Raw genomic sequence first — 20,674 nt, forward strand, 5'->3', positions numbered from 1 at the left:
ATTCTTAATCTAAAGTCTTTTATCTACCTGATTCTTATTCATTATTCCTTTCACATCGTATATCACTCCTCCTTCTTTCAGGAAATTATTCAAAGATAAATTCAAAAATTCCTGATGGGCAACTGTAAGAATAATAGCGTCAAACTTTTGGAATTCTTCATTAGAATCAGGATGACTTACCGAAAGTTGAGGCAGACAGACTATACCATATTCATCAATCACCTCTTCAGGATTTGCCCAAGGATCATATGTTGTTACCTCTACTCCATATTCCTCAAGATTAGTGATAACATCTATTGCTTTAGAATTCCTAATATCAGGACAATTTTCTTTAAAGGTAATTCCAAGATTCAAAATTTTGGCCCCTTTAATTGGAATATTCTTTTGGATCAACAATTTAATGACTTGAGAAGCAACAAATGCTCCCATAGAGTCATTCAATCTTCTTGCACTCAGAATTAATTCTGAATAATAACCAATTTCTTGTGCTTTTTGAGCGAGATAAAAAGGATCAACTCCGATACAGTGCCCTCCTACCAATCCTGGTTTAAAAGGAAGAAAGTTCCATTTTGTCCCAGCTGCTTCTAAAACATCATGTGTATCAATATTCATCAAAGAAAAAATCTTTGCCAATTCATTCATAAATGCAATATTGACATCACGCTGAGAGTTTTCTATCACCTTAGAAGCTTCGGCTACTTTAATTGTAGGTGCTAAATGTGTTCCGGCAGTAATTACCGATTTATATAAATCATCAACGACTTTTCCTATTTCGGGAGTTGAGCCAGATGTTACTTTTAATATTTTATCTACGGTATGTTGTTTATCTCCAGGATTTATTCTTTCCGGAGAATAACCTGCAAAAAAATCTATATTAAATTTTAATCCTGAAACCTTTTCTAATACCGGAACACATTCCTCTTCCGTAACACCCGGATATACTGTAGACTCGTAAATCACAATATCACCTTTTTTTAATACTTTTCCAGCCGTTTCAGAAGCTTTATATAATGGTGTCAGATCGGGACGATTGTGTTTGTCAACCGGAGTAGGAACAGTAATAATATAGATACTGGCTTGTTTGATATCATTCAAGTTTATTGAACAATACAAACCTGATTTTACTTCGTTTTGAGATTCCTTATTATTATTCAGAATGGCAGCAGCAAGAGTTTCTTCAATAACAAAAGGATTGTCTTTGACTAATACTTCCTGTAGGATTTCATTCCCCACTTCCAATGTAGAGTCATACCCATTATTGAGCTCACATACTCTATTCTGATTGATATCAAAACCTACTACCGGATATTTTGTTGCCAATAGCCTTGCCAAGGGTAATCCTACATACCCCAAACCAATGACTGCTATTTTATGTTTTTTGTACATTTGCTTTTATCAGATGCTAGAAGTGAAAGTCTAGATGTTAACTACTAACTTTCAGCTTTAGTCCTTATTAACCATTCTTATACTAGTTTCCAAAAATTCTTTTCCACCAAGGCTTTTTTACATCTGCATTATAACCATACCCATATTTATATCCATATCCATATCCACTATTTCTTTTTGAAACATCATTCAATACAAAACCTACGTTATGAATCTTTTTGTCTTTAATCTGGTGGTTGGCAAATGTAATTAGTTCTTTCTCGGTATGTCCTGATCTTGTAACATATACCGTAACATCCGCCACATCGGCAATCAGGAAGGAATCTGTTACCAACATTAATGGCGCTGTATCTAAAATAATGTAGTCATAATAAGGTTTCAAGCCTTCCACCAATTCCTGATATCTCCCATTTGACAGCAATTCAGTAGGGTTTGGTGTAATGGCTCCCGAATAGATTACATCACAGTATGGGTTGAAAGAAGTCTGATGGGTAATTTCTGAAGCCTGCATTTGATCATCATACATAAATTCTGAAAGACCAATCATTCCTCTTCGACTTTCATTGTATCTCTGTAATTGCGGATTTCTAATATCAGAACCGATAATGATTACCTTTTTTCTCGGTGTGGCTAGCGTCAATGCTAAATTTACAGAAGTGAAAGTTTTCCCTTCTCCTTTTACTGTAGAGGTTACAAAAATTACATTTCCTTTTTTATTTTTAGGGAGCATGAAATTCAGGTTGGTGATCAGAATTCGGAACGCCTCTGCTAATGGCGATAAATCATTTAACCGTACCAATTCAGGCTCTCCTTTTTCCAAAGAGGGTAACTCTCCAATTACTGTAGCTCCCTCGGATAGTTTTTCAAGATCATGCTTGGTTTTTACTTTATTATTGAATAACTCTACTAAATAAATAATTCCAAACGGAATCAATAATCCAATAATCAAAGCGCCCAAGTAAATAATCATTTTTTTAGGAGAAACAGGTACAGGATTCGTCAAAGCATCATCTACAATACGTGCTTTGGGAGCTGCAATTGCCAATGAAATAGCCGCTTCTTCCCTTTTCTGTAATAATAATAAATATAATTGTTCTTTAATGTTCTGTTGTCTCTCAATGCTTCTGAACATCTTTTCCTGTACCGGAATCTTAGAAATCATCCCCGAAAGACGATTCTGTTCCATTTGAATATTGGATCCCGTAATCTGTAATGCTGATTTACTTTTTTGTAAACTTGCCCCAATCGCAGTACGCATTCCGTTGATCTGTTTGGTGATATCCTGTACTAATGGGTTCGCTGTAGTAGAGTTTTCTAACAGTCGATTTCTTTCAATAACTAGTTGATTATATGTTGCAATATCAGAAGCCGTATTTGAATCCTTTAATCCTACATTCAGTGGTAATACCTGAAAACTTCCCTGTCTGTTCAAATAATTGATTAAGCTATTCACCAATTCTAGTTGGGATTCGTTTTCTAACTGAATGTCACGCGTAGCAGCAACGCTTTTCAAAGAAAGCTCAGCTTCGGTTTGGATATCTGCAATATTATTTTTAACCTTAAAGTCTTCTTTTTGATTTTCCACCTTTCCGAGCTCCTGTCCTATAAGCCTAATACGATCATCAATGAAAGTAGCCGTTTTCTGCGCTTCAGAACTTTTATCCAAAATCGCTTCACGGTTGTAATTTACTGCTAACCGATTTAAAATTGCTTCTGTTTTTTCAGGTACAACATCATTCATCGAAATCTTCAACACTGTTGCTTCTTTCTGTACTAAAGTTACATTCAATTTAGTCAAAAGATTCCTTGTACGGTTCATTCCCGACATAAACTGTAAGGCATACTTTCCTTCATCCTTGGTAGTTTTTTTAAAATGAGGGTTTCTCTGAAAAATTATGATGCCAAAAGGTAATTTTATTGCTTTATTGAAATCTGCCTGCATATCCTGTTTAAAAGACTCTGACTTTAATATAAGCCGCCCATTATGAATTGATGCCAGAACTTGTTTGGTTGGATACTGTGCTTTAGGAAATTCCTGAATCATCCTAACCGTAAACGGTGTAGTTTCTTTATATAATTCCGTATCTTTTACTTTTCCTTTAGCATAAATACTTGTTTCGAGCCCCAATTCCCTCACCACAGAAAGCATTAGCTTTTTGGATTTGAAAATTTCGATTTCATTATCTACCGAGTTGGTTCCCATTCCTCCAATTCCACCCAATTCGGAAATTACCGATAATTCAGGCTGTCCTGATACTGATTTTTTTACTTCTTTAATAAGTAGTGTAGCTTCCGTATTATAAACAGGAACACTATATCTTAAGAAAAACCACGCACCGATAATTGTTATAAAAACACCAATGATAAACCAATACCAACGATGGAGATAAGGCTTAAGAATTTCTCTCAGATTTAAAGACTCTTCCTGATTTTGATTCAAATAATTCTGATCCACTATAAATGATTAGGTGTGTAAAAATTAATTTTTTGTTAATGCTAAAATACCGATCGCCAAAGAAGCAATAACCGACGCTACAGATATATATAGGCCCGTGTTAGGGTCTACCCTTGCCGCTTTTTCTCTATTAGCATTAGGCTGTACATATATAATATCGTTTTGTTTTAAATAATAATATGGCGAATTGATAAACTGAGCACTGGTAAGATCTATTCTTTCCTTTGTAAACTGACCATCAACATTCCTTACCACTAACACATTAGTTCTAACTCCAAAAGAAGTTAGGTCGCCTGCTAAACCTAATGCACTTAACAAGGTAGCATTTCCATCCGGAACTAAATAAGTTCCTGGTCTTGCAACCTCTCCTAGTACAGAAACTCTGAAGTTAATTAATTTTACATCTACTACAGGATCTTTAACATATTCTTTAATCAGTTCTGTAAGTTTCAGTCTGAAAGTTTCAATATTTTCATTTTTGGTATTTACCTTTCCTATTTGTGGGAATATGATGTTTCCATCTGTATCTACGTTATAGGTGGGGCCTGAAACCGGAACCTGCTGAGGAAGATTGTTGGAACTTGGGGTAGAATATTGGGTAATTGTAGTACCTGATGAATAAACCTGATTAAAAGGCTTAACTACATCCATATCTTTTGCAGAAACGGTAATCAACAACTGATCTCCTGGCTGCAGTGTACTTCTACTATTTTTCACTGAATTGTCTAACGCCAAGTTTTCAATATCTTTCATATAGTTAATTTCCTGCCTTGTTCCACATGAAAATAACAACACTGACAACATTCCGCCCAAAATAAAGTTTTTCCAATTCATTCCTGATCTATTTTTCACAAAAATATGATTATTATTTTTAAACTAAAATTTAATTTATTTACTCCTAAAACAAGAATTCAAAGTCTAAATATTTGATTCTTATAATTTATATTATCAATTTCTTTATGGAATTATAAATTCCTCATCTTTACTATCCAACACCTCAAATTCCGAATTATTACTTATAAATTCTGGTACAATCTTCTTTAATATCCTTACTACTTCCAATCTATCCCGCTTAACCGCTGACTTAACAATCTGCAAACATAATATATCAATCTCTTCAAATTCCATTGTCGGGTCCTTAGAAATCATGATTTTCTCATGATGCGTAGGAATTGTTGTTGCATTGTCACTCAGTAATTCTTCGTACAGTTTTTCTCCTGGTCTTAAGCCTATAAAACTGATCTTGATATCTAAATCTGGTGTAAATCCTGATAATTTTATCATTCTTTTTGCCAAATCTAAAATTTTAACAGGTTCCCCCATATCAAAGACGTAAATTTCCCCACCATTCCCCATTGTTCCAGCCTGCAACACAAGTTCACAAGCTTCAGGAATTGTCATGAAGTAACGTATAATATCAGGATGAGTAATGGTAATAGGACCTCCTTTTTCGATCTGTTTTTTAAAATGAGGGATTACCGAACCATTTGATCCTAATACATTCCCAAAACGGGTTGTTATGAATTTTGTTACATTCCCTTTTGAATTCTGTAAAGATTGTACAAAAAGTTCCGCGGCTCTTTTTGAAGCTCCCATAACATTCGTAGGATTTACCGCCTTATCTGTAGAAACCATTACAAAACGGTTAACCTTATATTCTTTTGAAAGCTGAGCTACATTTTTAGTTCCTAACACATTAACAAAAATTGCCTCGTGAGGATTATCCTCTATTAAAGGTACATGCTTGTATGCTGCAGCGTGATACACCATTGAAAACTGATACTCTTCAAATATTTTTTCTAATCTATATTTATTTGAAATATCTGCCAATATAAATTTAAAATTCTGATCCGGAAATTTTTCTACTAATTCCAGTTCAAGCTCATATAAGGGAGATTCTGCCTGATCCAGTACAACAATCAGAGATGGGTTAAATTGAGCCACCTGTCTTACAATCTCACTTCCAATAGACCCAGCCCCTCCTGTAACCAAAACATTTTTACTGAAATGTCTTTTTTTCACTTCTTCATTTTCAATCTTGATAGGCTTACGGTTCAACAAGTCTTCAATCTGAAGCTGACGTATTCCGCCTACCAAATCAGAATCTCTCATTTTACTCAATGAAGGTGCTTTCAAAACTTTTAAGCCATTATCCAATGCCAAAGTCATCCATTCTTCAAGTTCCTGCTTTGTCATGATTTCCTTAATGATCAGTACTGCATCAAACTTTCTAATCAAATTTTCATTTTTAAAGAAATGTTCCTGATTGTATATTTTATGACCTAATAACATTGCACGGTTAGAATCTGATCTTTTTGTCAAAAAACCATAGAGCCTATAAGGATAGCTAGGGTTATGCATGATAGCTCTCGCCACTGAAACTGATGCATCTCCAACTCCTATAACAGCAACTTTTACTTTATATGAAAATCCTTTATAATCGATCAGCATATTGAAAAACTGTTTTGTCACCATTCTAAAAAAGAACATTGCCGAAACAGAAATAAAAAAGTATAGAAATAGATTAGGATAAAGATATGGAGCTTTTCCCAACAGTATTTCTGCACAATAATTAATAGTAAGAAGTGTTATCAGAGTACTTCCTGATGAAAACATGATTTTAAAAAAATCAAAAAAAGTTGAATGCCTTATAATTCCTGCATATGTTTTGTATACAAACATAAACAGTAAGTTAATAAGAATGATTCCTCCTATTTTTTGAAATGTGTATTCCGGAAAACTATCTCTTACATGTAGCTTCTCTAAAAACAGAGAAGAGAGCACTATAGAAAACAGTACAATAAGAACATCTATGATAATAACTAACCAACGAGGGACATATCTTAACTTAGTAATCTTCAATATGTTATCCCCATCGTACAGTACCCTAAAAGCATCAAGCAGCTTTTTCATTCAACATCAATTGGTTTTATAATTTTGGGACAAAGATAATAATATTATTCATTCTTATCACTTAGTCTTGAATTTATTTTTCATTTGGTTAATATAATATTAAAAACAATAAAAAAATCTATATAATAATAGAAATTCATATCTATTTCAACATAAATTAATTAGTTATTTTGGTTATTAATTTAGATCATAAACAATATAAAAATCCCAAAGCTAAGAAGCTTTGGGAAGTAAATATCATCATTAAAAAGAATCAACTGATTTCTTGCGTTTGACAAAAACAATCGCCATTCCTATAGCTGCTACTATCAAAAATGGAACTTGCTCATCTATCGGTGCAGAAGGATCGCCGGGCTCTCCCGGGCTTTTTTCGACTTCCGAAGTTTGTTTTGGCTCATCATATATATAAGGATTATCTGAATCTTGTGCAAAAGTAAGACCTGAAAAAACTATTGAACCTATAATTATTATCTTTTTCATATTCTTTCTTATTTAATTAATTTTTGGGTATACTCTTTACCTGCCGATAATGCTTTCAGAATATACATTCCTTTTATTTCTAGCTTGAATTTAGCAGAGCTAGTGTTTGGTTTTAATTCTACTATTTTTCTACCTGAAGCATCAAATATTTCTATTCTCTCAATATTTTTAGAATTTCTAGCAACAAAATCTTCTCCGTCTCTGTATACTTCAAAAGTTGTTTTTTCAATTTCCTGAGTTGCTAAAGCTCCAAGTTTATATACAATTTCGAATCTATTAGTGAATTCACCTGCGTTAGCTGAGAAACTATAGTTTCCGTTCTGAAGATTGGTATAAGTACCTAATTCTTTATCATGAAGGTAAATTGCCTGTCCATTATTGAAAATACCTTCTTTTTGAGTCAGTGAAATGACAAAGTTACCTCCTTCAAAATGTTTATTTCCTAATGGTACAACATCATCAATAGTAAATGGTGATTTTCCCTGAATTACTAATTTTTCAGCTCCCACAATACTATAGAAGGCATCTGATCCCATTCCCATAGCTCTTGAATCAAACTTATCAAATGTATTTTGTGCTCCTGATTCATAATTAACAGCTAATGTAGTATGACTTCCATAAGGGGTTGCCAGTTTTAACCAAAACTTACCTGTATCATTACCATTCAATTTATTAAATGTATTTCCAGTAGTGGAAACCCTCATTGCGTTGGTAAATGTTGCTGTGGTTCCTGTTGCTTCAACAATGAAACCTTGTCCTACTGCAGCCGAACTTCCTGAATGTGATGCTAAAGAAGACGGAGCTTCTGTCCATGTTCCGGATCCTGCTGCATTGTATGTAGCATATCCAACATTGGTTGTTGTATTTCCTGTTTGTGTAGTTACATTATTGCTTGTATTATCCCAGAACCAGAATGTAGAATTCACAGAAGAGGAGTTTGCGTTATAAAATGCATTCAGATCAAGATTTGACGGATATGGATTTCCAATCAAATTATATTTGTTTGTAGAAGTATTATTTAAGTTAACTGCCACATTTCCATTGTTTGGCTGTGCAGTAGCACCTCCAAAAGTAGCTGCGGCATTTGCTACCGGCATTTTTACTGAGTATCCTACTCCAGGTGTAGAAGTTGCAGGATTACTCAAAGTCGTATAATAGTCTGTATCGCTATTATAAGTCATTACATACTGTGGCGTAGATGTATGAATTCCGTACATATTTTGAGAAGCCGTTGGTGATGCCCAGAATACATATTTATTAGCAGCACTTGTCGTATTTTTCAATACGTTAAAAGCTCCTGTATTAGTTAAAGTAGAACCGTCTCTTTGAATAAGGTTACCACCGTCTTCAATTTTTACGTCAACAGCACTCACTGTATTCCCAGAGGTAACCTCTAGTACTGCTCCACTTTTAACTGTAATATTTTTAGCTGTGATTGGAGGATTAGACGTTGTTGAATAAGTCCCATTGATAATAGCATCTGTTGTTGATGTTGGAGCATTTGACGACCATGCCGTCCCATTCCATACTGTTGAGTCTCCACAAGAGATACTTACGTTATCAATAAACGCTCTCCCGCTCGTTGTAGCAATATTTAAAGTTGACCCAATTGGAACATTTGAAAAAATAACTGATTTATTTTCAAAAGAACCTGAAGATATAATATTACTATATGTTACCGTTTGAGTTTGAGAACCTACTGTTACATTAATATCTCCTTCAACACTACTCCATCCTTTAACCGCGAAAGAAACAGTAATAGTACCTGCAATATTTGATAACACTTTAGAAGTAATTGATCCTGAAGAGCTCCCGGATCCAAGTCTCACCGCTCCACCTGCTGAATAGGCAGAACTTAATGTTGGGAAGTTAGAATTTCCGCCCCAGGCTGTTGAAGAACCTGAAGTACTCGTATTATTACCGGTAGTAATACTACTGAAATCTTCCCCAAAACACGAGTTGCTTGCTATAAATGTTTTAGTAAGGTTTAGCGCATTATAATTGCTATTACCTGCTTGGTTAGCCGTAACTAATACTGATCCTGGCGAAGAAAAAGTAAGAATATTTCCAGATAAACTAGCAATAACAGGATTTGATGAACTATAAACAACAGCTAATCCCTGATCTGTCTGTGATGGCAAAATAACGGAAGAACCAGAGCTTAAATTCACACCTGTGTCTGTAAATCCAGTTAATGTCTGATCTCCTTTAGCAATAGTAAAATTAAATGTTGCCGGAGCTGAAGTTCCAGCTCCATTTGTTGCCGTAATATCTGTTGTAAAAGAACCTACTGTTGTAGGAGTTCCAGAAATAAGTCCACTTGTTGTATTTAATGATAAACCTCCTGGTAAACTACTTCCATTAGCTACAGCATAGGAAGTTGGATTTTCTGTCGCCTGAATACTTTGCGAAAACGCAGTTCCTATTGTTCCGGTAAAGGATGAAGCTGTAACCGTGGGTATTATACTTGATGCTGTTGTTATAGTTACGGATTTGATATAAATACTGTTTGATGTACAAGCCACATATACTTGAACATTTCCTGTTACGGCAGAAGCAGGTGTAAAAGTAGCAGTCTTGTCAGTAGTCCCTCCTGAAGAAGGTGCTGTAATTGTAAAAGTAGAACCAATCTGTGTACCAGAATTGGCTGTTGCCGAAGCCGAAGAAACAGAATTTACTCTGATGCTTCCTGCTCCACTTGATGCATTAGTAGAATATATTACTTCTACTTTCGACACATTGGAAAAAGAAGGGCTATTTCCATATGCACCAGAAGTGCTAGAGGTAATTTGTATTCCTCTGCCAGATTGTAATAAGTTTCCTGAACTCCCAGCTGTCCAGTTAGTAGGAGTTGCCGCCCAATCTTTACTCGTGAAAGTATACGTTGTCTGCCCCCACGTCCAAACCGAAAAGAGCGCCATCAAAAATGCCAAGGTCATCTTTGACAGAGGTTGTAATTTTGAAATCATAGTTTTATTTTTAAGTATGTAGCAAAACTATATATTTTTTCTTAAAAAGCAAGAATATCAAAATTATATAAATGTTAAGTATCAATAAAATGTAAAATTTCATCATATTCAAATCCTCTACTTAAAACATATTTAATAGTTTTTGCTTTTTTTTGAAATTCTTTCAACCCTTTTTGTTTACTGTAATAATCTTCATATATTTTTCGGAGAGTTGCTTCATAATCCGTTTCATCAATTTCATCAAAACAGGAATTGATGAGTTTTTCGGAAATCTGTTTCTGCTTGAGATTCAACCTGATTTTATTCCTGCCCCAATGTTTGATATAAAATTTTCCACGGATATAACTTCGGGTAAATCTTTCTTCATTTAAATAGTTTTCTTTTAAAAGATAAAGCATAATTTCCTCTTTTGCTTCTTCTATCAAAAGGAACTCCTTCATTTTCTGTTCCACTTCCGCATGGCATCGATCCTGGTAAACGCAATAATTTACCAGTTTCAGCTTAATTTCATCAAAAGTAAAAGATTTCTTTTCCATAGTTTAGGGATAAAAAAAGAATGAGCAATTGCCCATTCTTATATTTTGTTGACGAAGATAAATATTAATAATTGAATAATGCTTTACCTTCCATTAATTCATTAACTTTCTTTCTTACAGAAGTAATTACTTCTTCATTTTTGATATTATCAACCACTTCAGAAATAAATCCGGCAATGGTATCCATATCATTTTCTTTCAATCCTCGAGTTGTGATTGCTGCAGTTCCCAATCGGATCCCCGAAGTCGTGAATGGTGATTTATCATCAAACGGTACCATATTTTTGTTACAAGTGATATCAGCAAGAACCAAAGCTTTTTCTGTTTCCTTACCGTTTACATTTTTATTTCTAAGGTCAACAAGCATTAAGTGATTGTCTGTTCCTCCACTTACAATATCAAATCCTCTGTCAATCATTGCTTTTGCCAAAGCCTGTGCATTAGACTGTACCTGTTTTGCATAGGTTAAGAACTGATCATCCAAAGCCTCACCAAAAGCAACTGCTTTACCAGCAATTACATGCTCTAACGGACCTCCCTGAATTCCCGGGAAAACTGCTCCATCCAGAACCTGGCTCATCATTTTGATCTCTCCTTTCGGTGTTTTGTGACCGTAAGTATTTTCAAAATCTTTCCCCATCATGATCATCCCTCCTCTTGGACCTCTTAAAGTTTTGTGAGTTGTAGTAGTTACCACATGACAGTGTTCGAACGGATTATTTAAAAGACCTTTTGCCACCAAACCTGCAGGGTGAGCAATATCTGCCCAAAGTGTAGCTCCTATCTCATCTGCAACCTCTCTGAATTTAGCATAATCCAGATCTCTTGAATAAGCAGAGAAACCGGCGATAAGCATTTTTGGCCTTTCTCTCAAAGCCACTTCTCTCATTTGATCATAATCAATAAGACCAGTCTCTTGCTGAACTCCATAAGAAACCACATCATACTGAATCCCGGAGAAATTCACGGAAGAACCATGAGTAAGGTGACCTCCCATAGAAAGATCCATTCCCATGATTTTATCTCCAGGTTTCAAAACTGCCAAGTAAATTGCCGCATTGGCCTGAGAACCAGAATGTGGCTGAACATTTACATAATCTACTCCAAAAAGCTCTTTTGCTCTGTTGATTGCCAAAGTTTCAACCTCATCTACTACTTCACATCCTCCGTAATATCTCTTTCCGGGATAGCCTTCTGCATATTTGTTAGTCAATACGCTTCCCATTGCTTTCATAACGTTCTCAGAAACAAAGTTTTCTGATGCAATCATCTCAATTCCATGGGTTTGTCTTTGTCTTTCTTTTTCAATCAGGTCGAAAATAATGTCCATTTTACTTTTTAGTTTTGAAATTTTTCACCCCAAATGTACGGAAAATCCTTTGAGATTTTGGTATTACGAAATATGATTTTTTGTTTTAAAATTTAACAAAATCCCATTAAAGCTCCTGATTAATGAATTTTTTACAATAATTTTTTATCTCATCCCGAACCTTTCCAAATACCAGATTGATTTCCTCTTCTGTCCCTACGGCTTTTGCCGGATCCTGGAAATTATAATGAAACATTTTCGCTTTTGTCGGAAAATACGGGCAATTTTCTTTTGCATTGTCACAAACGGTAATCACAAAATCAAAGTCAATATTTTTGTATTCATCAAGAGTATTGGAAGTATGATGAGAAATATCAATTCCATCTTCTATCATCGTGGCAATCGCTTTCGGATTTACACCATGCTTTTCAATTCCGGCACTGTAAACTTCTGCTTTTTCGTGAGCAAAATACCTTAAATAACCTTCCGCAATCTGGCTTCTGCAGCTATTGCCGGTACAAAGAACTAGTATCTTCTTTTTCATATTTTAAACAAATAGCCAAATGATATTAATAATGCAAAACTTAGGATCGAATCCGAAAATCAACTGCAGAACAATCACTGAGGCCGTGATGATTATTGGTTTTTTATATCGAATCAGTTTATCTTTCATAGTTTAGCAGCAACCGGAATTAGGCGAACAAGAATTCTGTTGTTTTCCCGCTAATTCATTTAAACTTATTTTCTGTTTTTGAGGAGGAACTCCGCATGCATCCTGAGCAAGACAAGCGGTTAGTTTATTTTTTAAAACAAAATGTTTTCCGTTGAATTCAAGATCATATTTTCCGATCGTTGTATCCTGATATTCTACTTCGATTTCAAAATCTCCGATGCCTAATTTTTCTTCTGAAAGCTGAATAATACGAAGTAGCTTTCCGGGTTTTAAACGGTGTTCATCATCATTGGCATTCCAAAGCTGGAAATTTACTTTTTCTTCTTTTCTAATCGTTCCGCCACAATCGATAAAGTTTTTAGTAACCATTCCTATTTCTGTTACATGAAAATGTTCGGGTACGAATTGCCCGTTTTCAAGCTCAAATTCTACATTGTCTAATGTCGGAAGAATTTCTTTGATGTCTCCAAGTGTCATAAATGTATATATTTAAATTGTAATATCGCAATATTACGATATTTAGTGTCAAAAATTTTTTAACAACAGTTTTGCTTTTTTACGGTCGAGATGATATTGGAGAAAAATACATTCAAAACTTCAAATGCTTTCTCATCTATACAATAGCAAATTGAATTTCCTTCAATATTCCCTTTAATTAGCCCTGCATTTTTCAATTCCTTTAAATGTTGAGAAACGGTAGGCTGTGCCAATGGAAGCTCATTCACAATATCTCCGCAAATGCATTCATTCACTTTCATTAAATATTCAATGATCGCAATTCTTGCAGGATGTCCTAATGCTTTTGCAAGCATCGCCATTTTATTTTGCTGTTCGGTAAAAAAATCGGTTTTGGTTGCTCCCATATTCAAAACTATATCGCAATATTACGATAATAAATTTTCACAGCCAATTAAATTTCAAAAAATTAATTCAAAGGTTGATAGAATCCTAAAATTATACTTTTTTAAATCAGTTTAAACAGATTAGATATGTAAAATTCTAAAACTCCTCTTCAGAAAGCTCCTTATTCACAACAGCTCCGGCAAAATTCCCCTGTGCAACAGCATTCGCAACCGACCTCATCATCGTTACATTATCTCCACACGCAAAAACTCCCGGAACATTTGTCTTTTGCATCATATCTACTTTAATGAAACCATTTTCATTTAATTCAATTCCTAAATCTTCTGTATTGATATTCTGTTCGAAGCCGATTTTTGCATACAATGCTTTTAAGGAAACTTCTTTTCCGCTTTTAAAGAAGACTTTTTGAATATATCCGTTTTCATGTTGAATATTTTCTATCTCATCTTCAATAATATTGATTTTATTCTGATGAAATTTTTCAGTCTGTTCTTCGGTTAAAGTTGATTTTCCATTGGTAAACAAAGTCACATCTTTCGTTAAATTATAAACGAGCTTAGTAAAATCAAAAGCCAGGTCACCATTTGCCATAATTCCCGTTACTTCACCTCTCACTTCGTATCCATGACAATATGGGCAATGAATCACAGAAATCCCCCAACATTCTGCAAATCCGGAAATATTGCGCATCAGATCTTTAATTCCTGAAGCGAGAATCAGTTTCTTAGTATTAAATTTTTCTCCCGTTTCAGTCTTTATTGTGAAGCCTTCAGATTCTTTTTTCATTTTTACCACTGCTCCGTTATGAAATTCTACTGTTTTATATTCTAAAACCTGGGCTTTAGCCAATTCTGAAATTTCTTTCGGAGTTTTCCCGTCATGGGTAATAAAGTTGTGCGAATGTGGAGTCTGCCTGTTACAGGGTTTTCCGCTATCAATGATTAAAACATTCCGTAATGATCTTCCTAAGGCCATTGCCGCTGATAAACCGGAATAGCTTCCTCCGATGATAATGACGTCAAACTTATTTTCCATAATATTTCTTGTTGATAGTTGCAAAGGTAAAATAAATTTTCACTAATGCGACTAAATCGCAATAATAATTTTTATATTTGCAACATGGCAAAAAGAAACACCGCTACCAAACAGCTGATTCTGGATTCATTAAAAGGTTCAAAATCAGCAGTGAGTCAGGAAATTTTACAGAAGCAATTGGGAGAAGCTGTAGACCGAGCAACGATTTACAGAGTCTTGAATAGTTTTTGTGAAGACGGAATTGTTCATAAAATCTTAGGGGATGACGGGAAATATTATTTTGCAATTTGTTTAAATTGTTCAGAAAAAAGACATAAACACAATCATTTCCACTTCAGATGTTTGTCATGTGGCAAAATTGAATGCCTCCCAAATGAAATGGAAGTTAAATTACCCGAAGGTTATCAATCGGTGAATTTTAATGGCTTTATTTCGGGATATTGTAAAGATTGCTCTTGATCGACTGGATTTAGATATTAGCTTTCAACGTTAATAACCGTTTTTCTCTTCATTAATTTCATCCTGTAATCTCTTCATTATATCAATTTTTGCCCCTTCAAAACTGAAAATGGTAGCCCCTTTTTCTCTTGCAAAAGGATTGGTCACTGAATCTACTATTTCAGATTTTCCGAAAATCGGACCCGTTTCCTTCAACTCATTTTTACCATTACCCGGTTCTTTTACCCGAACTACGTTGGAATATTTTTCACTTAGATCAAACCAATTAAGATAATCTGCATTGAAAGAAACTGCTTTTACGTTTTGTTTGGAATAATAATTAATTGCTCCGGCTTGCCCATAATTATCACAAAGAACTAAAGTTTTTCCGGATTTCGACAGTTTTAAATATTCTTTATCCGCTTTTTGAGCCATCTCCTTCCAACCCTGCATATCCGCGAAATCCTGCGGCAACGCATGATCTTTTCCATCTTCCCAACGAAGCAAACCGAATTTCTTATAATTTTCAGGATGCTCTACAATGTATTGAGGGCTCTTATTGGGGAAAGCTAAGTTGTATAAAGGCAAGAATAACAAAACGGGAATTAAAATACTAACCGGCTCTAAAACACGTCTTTTCCAACCTTTATCAAAAAGACGAGCCAGAAAAACCGAACCTATAGCAATATAAGCAGGATACAGTCCTATCGCATAATAATCTTTGGCCCTGAAAAACAAGAACAGTGCAATCGTAAAAACATATGCCCAAAACAGAAATCTGATTTTTTCGAAAGGCTTATAAAAAATAAGTGCATAAAATCCTGCAACAACCACAAAAATCACCCCAAAGAAAAACAGAATCTGAGATTTCACAAAACTAAAACGGTCAACATTCACCAGCTGTCTTTCCGAAAGCTGCTTCATATGAAGAATGACCGGAAAATTATTATGATACTGCCATAAAATATTAGGTAAAATAATCAGTAAAGCCAATAATCCCGCAAAGTATAAATGTTTTTGAAAGAAAATTTTACGTTGTCGGGTGATCAACATTGCCGGAATTAATCCTAAAACCGAAAATGCAATATTGTATTTATTCAGAAAACCGATCCCGAAAATAATAGCAGCCATGTAAAGCCATTTTACTTTTTCCGAATTAAAATGTTTAATTAAAACATAATATAGCATCGTCCAAAGCAAAACTTCAAGAGATGTCGGCTGAAAAAGCATATTTAAACGGAGCAAAACAGATAATAGAATTCCGGTTGAAGCTAGAATTTGAGAATATAAATTTCCTTTTAATTCCTCAACAATCTTCCAGACAACAACAATTGTTAAAGCCCCGAACATTGCCGGAAAAAATTTAACCCAAAATACAGAATTGCCTAAAGATTTAATAATAAAAGCCAACACAGAATTTACAGGCGGAACCGACAAATATCCCCAAGCTAAATGATCACCTTGATCCAGATGTAAATATTCATCACGGTGAAGTTCGTATTCAGGGCCGATCAGGGAATATTGTAAGATGAATTTTACAAGAACAAAAAGAAAGAGAATCAGGTAGTCTTTTTTCATGGAGCCGGTTATTTATAGATTTAAAATTAAGACATTTTAAATTGTGTTTCTGTTACTTATTATAAATGGAATAAAAAAAATCCTGAGAAGATATCCCAGGATCACAGTTTAAATTTATAGTGTTAGTTTACTATTTTTTTGCTTTTTCTTTTAATTCTTCTTTGTCTTTATCGGACGGATTCCAAACTTTCACTTCAGAATTCTGGTCAATTCCTGATCCCGGAAGAATCTGAACATTGATACCATCACTTGCTCCCAGTTTAATGTATGTCTTTTTGAACTTTCCGTCTTTTTGCTTCACTTCTACAAAAGGGACATCTTTCCCGTTTTTCTTCTCATACTGAACCAAAGATTCATCCAATAACAAAGCGTTCTTTTCAGATTTCAAAACAATTTCTCCGTTGGCAGAAAAACCGGCTCTGATATATTCATTATTCGGGTTTTCAACATCACCTTCTACCGGAAACTTTATCGTTCCGTTATTATCTTTTCCTTTAGGAGCAATCATCGTAAGTTTTCCCGGGAAAGTTTTATTCTGCAAAGCACCAATTACGATGTTCATACTCATTCCCTGCTTTAACTTACCGGCTTGTGCCTCATCAATTTCTCCCTGAAAAATCAATGAATTAAGATCAGCAATGGAGCAAATAGTTGTACCTGCGTTAAAAGAGTTAGCTTCAATCACCTGGCTTCCGACTTTTACCGGTACTTCAAGCACGGTTCCAGATGCTTTGGAACGAATCTGCGTAGTTGCCAGTCCCTGCAATTCGGGTGTGGAACCTGTTTTGGCAATCTGCAATGTTTTTTGTGCAGTCACCAATTGTTGCTGAGCATTTTTAAGGGTCTGTTCCTGAGAATACAACTGTTGTTGAGCATTTAAATACTCCTGTTTTGAAGCCACTCCCTGCTTATATAATTTAGCCTGCATTTCAAACTGCTTTCTCATATTATCTACATTCAGCTTGGCATTGTTGATCTGCAGCTGCGAGTTGGCAACATTTTGCTGGGCATTATTTACATCAGAAAGATTCGGAACGATTCTCACCGTTGCGATCAGCTGTCCTATCTCTACTTTATCACCCTCATCTACTAAAATTTTATCTATGATACCGGCAATATTCGGTTTAATTTCAATTTCTTCTTTTGGAACAATTTTTCCGGTAGCCATCACTTTATCATCCATATTCTGAATGATAGGTTTACGAGTAAGGAAAGCTTCGCTCTCTTTAGAATTTGATTTCACCAAATACCCGATTCCCGAGAATAACGCCACTACAAATAAAAGCCCCAAGAAAATGTAAATGGCTTTTTTCCAAGTGAATTTCTTTTTCATATGTATAGTTTATTTTTTAAATTTTATTAAATTGAAAGATGACTTTCCATCATCAAATTTTCAAATTGATTTATTTTCAAATTATTCTGTTCTTAAAGCTTCAATTGGTCTGATTTTTACAGCTCTCTGTGCTGGAATCATTCCGATGATTAATCCCAGAATAACCATTACCGCCATTGCTGCGAAAACGTTTCCGTAATTTACTGTCGGATTATAAAACGGAAATGAATCCTGTCCCTTTGTAACAATATCTAAAATCATTAATACAAAAATTCCCGATATGAATCCGAGCAATCCGGACGAAAGCGTAATGACCACACTCTCCAGCAAAATCTGGTTTCTCACTTCAGAAGGTTTTGCACCCAGAGCTCTTCTGATTCCAATTTCTTTGGTTCTTTCTTTTACCGTAATTAATAGAATGTTCGAAATAGCAATTACTCCCGCAAGAATCGTTAATGTTCCAACAATGATTGTTAAAAGCTGCATTCCCGATAAAAATCCGGTCAGTTTTTTAAATTCTTTTCCAAGATTAAAAGTTCCGAAAGCATTCGTATCATCCGGTGACACATTATTTTTGGATTTCAATTGTTGCCTTACTTTTTCCTCTACCTTATTTACATCTGCATTTGGTTTGCTTACAATAGCAAAAAAATCCACATTATCACCATTATTATACATTTTTGTAAAAGTTGAAAGCGGGATAAAAACCGTTTGGTCGTTTTCCATTCCTCCTCCTTTTTTCACCCTGAAAACTCCTATCACATTAAAGAAAATACCTTTAATGTTAATGGATTTTCCCAATGGATTTTCATTCTTTTTAGCATCAAAAAAGTTTTTGTACACCTCTTCTCCGATCACTACAACATTTTTATTTTGTGAAATATCCGCATCGTTGAGATATCTTCCGAATATTAATTTTTTCTCTGAGATTTTATTTCCCAAAGGATAATCACCATTCAAAGTATAGGTGGCAGATTTTCCGTTTCTGGACATTTGCTCTCCTGCATTTCCAAAATTTCCCCTTGAATTCTGAGGAGAAATGTAGTCTATTTCCGGAATTTTCCTTTTTAATATTTCAATATCTTCAAGTTTCAGATGAACCTGTCTTCCTTTCGGGAAACCATCGTAAGGAATCGATGTATTCTGAGCCCAAAGGAAAATAGAATTAGTTGCAAATCCTGAAAACAATTTATCGAAACCGTTTTCCATCCCTTTTGCTGCTCCAAGCAAACTTACATACAAAAACATACCCCAACCCACACCAATCATGGTAAGGAATGTTCGAAGCTTATTATTTCTCAATGAATAATAAATTTCCTGCCAAGTATCTTTTTTAAATATTATGTTCACTTTTATTTAAATTATTGATGATGAATTATTAATAATCACTTACAGTCTAAACTATTCTGTTCTTAACGCTTCAATCGGCTTAATTCTCGATGCTCTATATGCAGGTACAAACCCTGCAATCAATCCTGAAAAAACCAACGCGATGAATGCCATAACAATCGTTCCCCATCCTACACTCGGACTTTTAATAAAATATTCTTCAAGATTATTTCCGATTAAATTTAAAGCTAAAACACCCAATCCTACTCCTACAAAGCCTGAAACTACTGTTATCACAACACTTTCCTGAACGATTAAAGCAACAATACTTCTCGGTTTTGCACCAATAGCCTTTCGAACTCCGATTTCTTTAGTTCTTTCTTTCACGATATAAACCATAATGTTACTGATTCCGATAATCCCCGCCAACAATGTTCCCATACCTATAAATCCTACAATTGCCGTAAGAACCGCCATGAAGGTAAACGTATCGTTCATGTTTTGAGCATTATTCCAGACTCTCACACCATTTTCGTCGTTAGGAGAAACATTTTTTCTGGCTTTTAATCTTTCTTTTAATTCGTCACCATATTTTATAGCTTCCTGCGGACTTAATTTATCATTATAAGCGATATAATTTATACTAACCGTATCAGAACCTTTTTTCATTTGCTGCAATGTCGTGATAGGAACTGTAATATGCCTTTCATCCCAGTCACCACCGTCATCGGAAAAAACGCCTACAACTTTAAACATCGTACCGTTTATATTTAATTCTTTTCCAATCGGACTTCCGTTTTTAATTAAATCCCTTTGCACCATTCTTCCAATTACCGCAACATTTTGCTTTCTTTCCAAATCTGTTGGTGTCAGATAACGACCGTCCAGCATTTTCCGATTTTCGATGATTTTCTCTTCAGGTTCTGCTCCGTTAATTTGATAATTCCCACTTTCTTTACCATACTTTACTAATAGGTTTGCGGTATACCTGGGTGTAGAGCTTCCTACTTTTTCTTTATCTACATTTACCAGGAAATCGTAGTCAGAATTATTCATCGTGACAGTCCTGTCAGATTGAAGCCCTTTATAGGCAATGGTTGTTTTTCCTGTAACAATCGAAATCAAATTCTGAGCATCTCTCGCAAAGCCTTGTGTGAAAGCATTCTGAAGCCCTGTCCCAATTCCGAAAAGCACAATAAAAATAAATAACCCTAAAGCCACGGTAAAACCGGAAAGCACCGTTCGCAATACATTACTGCGAATCGAACTGAATATTTCCTGCCAACGATCTAGGTCGAACATTTTTTTATTATTAAAAGATTAAAAAATTGAAATATTAAAGCATCATGATCATGTTTAATATTCAAGCTCTTTCA

The 20,674-nt window shown here is 34.8% G+C and carries 17 protein-coding genes; 1 reads left to right on the forward strand and 16 read right to left on the reverse strand.

Translation table 11 applies throughout. The features are described from left to right. Nucleotides 1–9: 9 nt before the first annotated feature. The 12 genes from CLV73_RS09090 to CLV73_RS09145 all read right to left on the reverse strand — a co-directional run bounded on the left by CLV73_RS09090 (nucleotide 10) and on the right by CLV73_RS09145 (nucleotide 14,620). Nucleotides 10–1,386, reverse strand: a complete 1,377-nt coding sequence (locus CLV73_RS09090) for a nucleotide sugar dehydrogenase (RefSeq protein ID WP_100376517.1) — start codon at nucleotides 1,384–1,386, stop codon at nucleotides 10–12. Between the two features lie 82 nt (nucleotides 1,387–1,468). Continuing rightward, nucleotides 1,469–3,841 carry a GumC family protein gene (locus CLV73_RS09095; protein ID WP_228424299.1) on the reverse strand — a complete coding sequence of 791 codons (2,373 nt, stop codon included), beginning with the start codon at nucleotides 3,839–3,841 and terminating at the stop codon, nucleotides 1,469–1,471. Between the two features lie 24 nt (nucleotides 3,842–3,865). Further along, nucleotides 3,866–4,675 (reverse strand): polysaccharide biosynthesis/export family protein, encoded by an 810-nt coding sequence (locus CLV73_RS09100; protein WP_100376519.1) that lies wholly within the window; start codon nucleotides 4,673–4,675, stop codon nucleotides 3,866–3,868. 123 nt (nucleotides 4,676–4,798) lie between these two features. Then, nucleotides 4,799–6,754, reverse strand: a complete 1,956-nt coding sequence (locus CLV73_RS09105) for a polysaccharide biosynthesis protein (protein ID WP_100376520.1) — start codon at nucleotides 6,752–6,754, stop codon at nucleotides 4,799–4,801. A gap of 243 nt (nucleotides 6,755–6,997) precedes the next feature. After that, nucleotides 6,998–7,234, reverse strand: coding sequence for a hypothetical protein (locus CLV73_RS09110; protein WP_100376521.1), 237 nt, complete (start codon nucleotides 7,232–7,234; stop codon nucleotides 6,998–7,000). 8 nt (nucleotides 7,235–7,242) lie between these two features. Then, complete coding sequence (locus tag CLV73_RS09115; protein ID WP_100376522.1) at nucleotides 7,243–10,203, reverse strand: beta strand repeat-containing protein; 2,961 nt, start codon at nucleotides 10,201–10,203, stop codon at nucleotides 7,243–7,245. A gap of 74 nt (nucleotides 10,204–10,277) precedes the next feature. After that, nucleotides 10,278–10,739, reverse strand: coding sequence for a regulatory protein RecX (locus CLV73_RS09120; protein WP_185116763.1), 462 nt, complete (start codon nucleotides 10,737–10,739; stop codon nucleotides 10,278–10,280). Between the two features lie 64 nt (nucleotides 10,740–10,803). After that, nucleotides 10,804–12,069 carry a serine hydroxymethyltransferase gene (glyA, locus tag CLV73_RS09125; protein WP_100376523.1) on the reverse strand — a complete coding sequence of 422 codons (1,266 nt, stop codon included), beginning with the start codon at nucleotides 12,067–12,069 and terminating at the stop codon, nucleotides 10,804–10,806. Nucleotides 12,070–12,175: 106 nt separating this feature from the next. After that, on the reverse strand, nucleotides 12,176–12,592 hold the full coding sequence (locus tag CLV73_RS09130; protein WP_100376524.1) for an arsenate reductase ArsC: 417 nt from the start codon (nucleotides 12,590–12,592) through the stop codon (nucleotides 12,176–12,178). A 132-nt stretch (nucleotides 12,593–12,724) separates the two neighbouring features. Further along, the gene (locus CLV73_RS09135) at nucleotides 12,725–13,198 is read right to left on the reverse strand and encodes a DUF6428 family protein (protein WP_100376525.1); all 474 of its coding nucleotides are present in this window, start codon (nucleotides 13,196–13,198) and stop codon (nucleotides 12,725–12,727) included. A gap of 59 nt (nucleotides 13,199–13,257) precedes the next feature. After that, nucleotides 13,258–13,584 carry an ArsR/SmtB family transcription factor gene (locus CLV73_RS09140; RefSeq protein WP_100376526.1) on the reverse strand — a complete coding sequence of 109 codons (327 nt, stop codon included), beginning with the start codon at nucleotides 13,582–13,584 and terminating at the stop codon, nucleotides 13,258–13,260. Between the two features lie 136 nt (nucleotides 13,585–13,720). Continuing rightward, on the reverse strand, nucleotides 13,721–14,620 hold the full coding sequence (locus CLV73_RS09145; RefSeq protein WP_100376527.1) for an NAD(P)/FAD-dependent oxidoreductase: 900 nt from the start codon (nucleotides 14,618–14,620) through the stop codon (nucleotides 13,721–13,723). Nucleotides 14,621–14,704: 84 nt separating this feature from the next. Between CLV73_RS09145 and CLV73_RS09150 the strand changes: the two genes are divergently transcribed. After that, nucleotides 14,705–15,079, forward strand: coding sequence for a Fur family transcriptional regulator (locus tag CLV73_RS09150; RefSeq protein WP_100376528.1), 375 nt, complete (start codon nucleotides 14,705–14,707; stop codon nucleotides 15,077–15,079). Between the two features lie 30 nt (nucleotides 15,080–15,109). Here CLV73_RS09150 and CLV73_RS09155 read toward each other — a convergent pair whose 3' ends face one another. From CLV73_RS09155 to CLV73_RS09170, 4 genes are all read right to left on the reverse strand, one after another. Next, nucleotides 15,110–16,636, reverse strand: coding sequence for a glycosyltransferase family 39 protein (locus tag CLV73_RS09155; protein ID WP_100376529.1), 1,527 nt, complete (start codon nucleotides 16,634–16,636; stop codon nucleotides 15,110–15,112). Nucleotides 16,637–16,766: 130 nt separating this feature from the next. Continuing rightward, a complete protein-coding gene (locus tag CLV73_RS09160) occupies nucleotides 16,767–17,969 on the reverse strand; it encodes an efflux RND transporter periplasmic adaptor subunit (RefSeq protein WP_185116764.1) in 1,203 nt (400 codons plus the stop codon). Nucleotides 17,970–18,050: 81 nt separating this feature from the next. Next, nucleotides 18,051–19,319, reverse strand: a complete 1,269-nt coding sequence (locus CLV73_RS09165; protein ID WP_185116765.1) for an ABC transporter permease — start codon at nucleotides 19,317–19,319, stop codon at nucleotides 18,051–18,053. A gap of 51 nt (nucleotides 19,320–19,370) precedes the next feature. Then, nucleotides 19,371–20,600, reverse strand: coding sequence for an ABC transporter permease (locus tag CLV73_RS09170; protein ID WP_100376531.1), 1,230 nt, complete (start codon nucleotides 20,598–20,600; stop codon nucleotides 19,371–19,373). Nucleotides 20,601–20,674: the final 74 nt, after the last annotated feature.

This window comes from Chryseobacterium geocarposphaerae (genome assembly GCF_002797535.1).
GTDB classification, from domain to species: Bacteria; Bacteroidota; Bacteroidia; order Flavobacteriales; family Weeksellaceae; genus Chryseobacterium; species Chryseobacterium geocarposphaerae.

Coding starts and splice junctions, on each gene's coding strand:
- CLV73_RS09090 (WP_100376517.1), bottom strand. CDS start 1,386: ATGTACAAAAAACATAAAATAGCAGTCATTGGTTTGGGGTATGTAGGA.
- CLV73_RS09100 (WP_100376519.1), bottom strand. CDS start 4,675: ATGAATTGGAAAAACTTTATTTTGGGCGGAATGTTGTCAGTGTTGTTA.
- CLV73_RS09105 (WP_100376520.1), bottom strand. CDS start 6,754: ATGAAAAAGCTGCTTGATGCTTTTAGGGTACTGTACGATGGGGATAAC.
- CLV73_RS09110 (WP_100376521.1), bottom strand. CDS start 7,234: ATGAAAAAGATAATAATTATAGGTTCAATAGTTTTTTCAGGTCTTACT.
- CLV73_RS09115 (WP_100376522.1), bottom strand. CDS start 10,203: ATGATTTCAAAATTACAACCTCTGTCAAAGATGACCTTGGCATTTTTG.
- CLV73_RS09120 (WP_185116763.1), bottom strand. CDS start 10,739: ATGGAAAAGAAATCTTTTACTTTTGATGAAATTAAGCTGAAACTGGTA.
- glyA (WP_100376523.1), bottom strand. CDS start 12,069: ATGGACATTATTTTCGACCTGATTGAAAAAGAAAGACAAAGACAAACC.
- CLV73_RS09130 (WP_100376524.1), bottom strand. CDS start 12,592: ATGAAAAAGAAGATACTAGTTCTTTGTACCGGCAATAGCTGCAGAAGC.
- CLV73_RS09135 (WP_100376525.1), bottom strand. CDS start 13,198: ATGACACTTGGAGACATCAAAGAAATTCTTCCGACATTAGACAATGTA.
- CLV73_RS09140 (WP_100376526.1), bottom strand. CDS start 13,584: ATGGGAGCAACCAAAACCGATTTTTTTACCGAACAGCAAAATAAAATG.
- CLV73_RS09145 (WP_100376527.1), bottom strand. CDS start 14,620: ATGGAAAATAAGTTTGACGTCATTATCATCGGAGGAAGCTATTCCGGT.
- CLV73_RS09150 (WP_100376528.1), top strand. CDS start 14,705: ATGGCAAAAAGAAACACCGCTACCAAACAGCTGATTCTGGATTCATTA.
- CLV73_RS09155 (WP_100376529.1), bottom strand. CDS start 16,636: ATGAAAAAAGACTACCTGATTCTCTTTCTTTTTGTTCTTGTAAAATTC.
- CLV73_RS09160 (WP_185116764.1), bottom strand. CDS start 17,969: ATGAAAAAGAAATTCACTTGGAAAAAAGCCATTTACATTTTCTTGGGG.
- CLV73_RS09170 (WP_100376531.1), bottom strand. CDS start 20,600: ATGTTCGACCTAGATCGTTGGCAGGAAATATTCAGTTCGATTCGCAGT.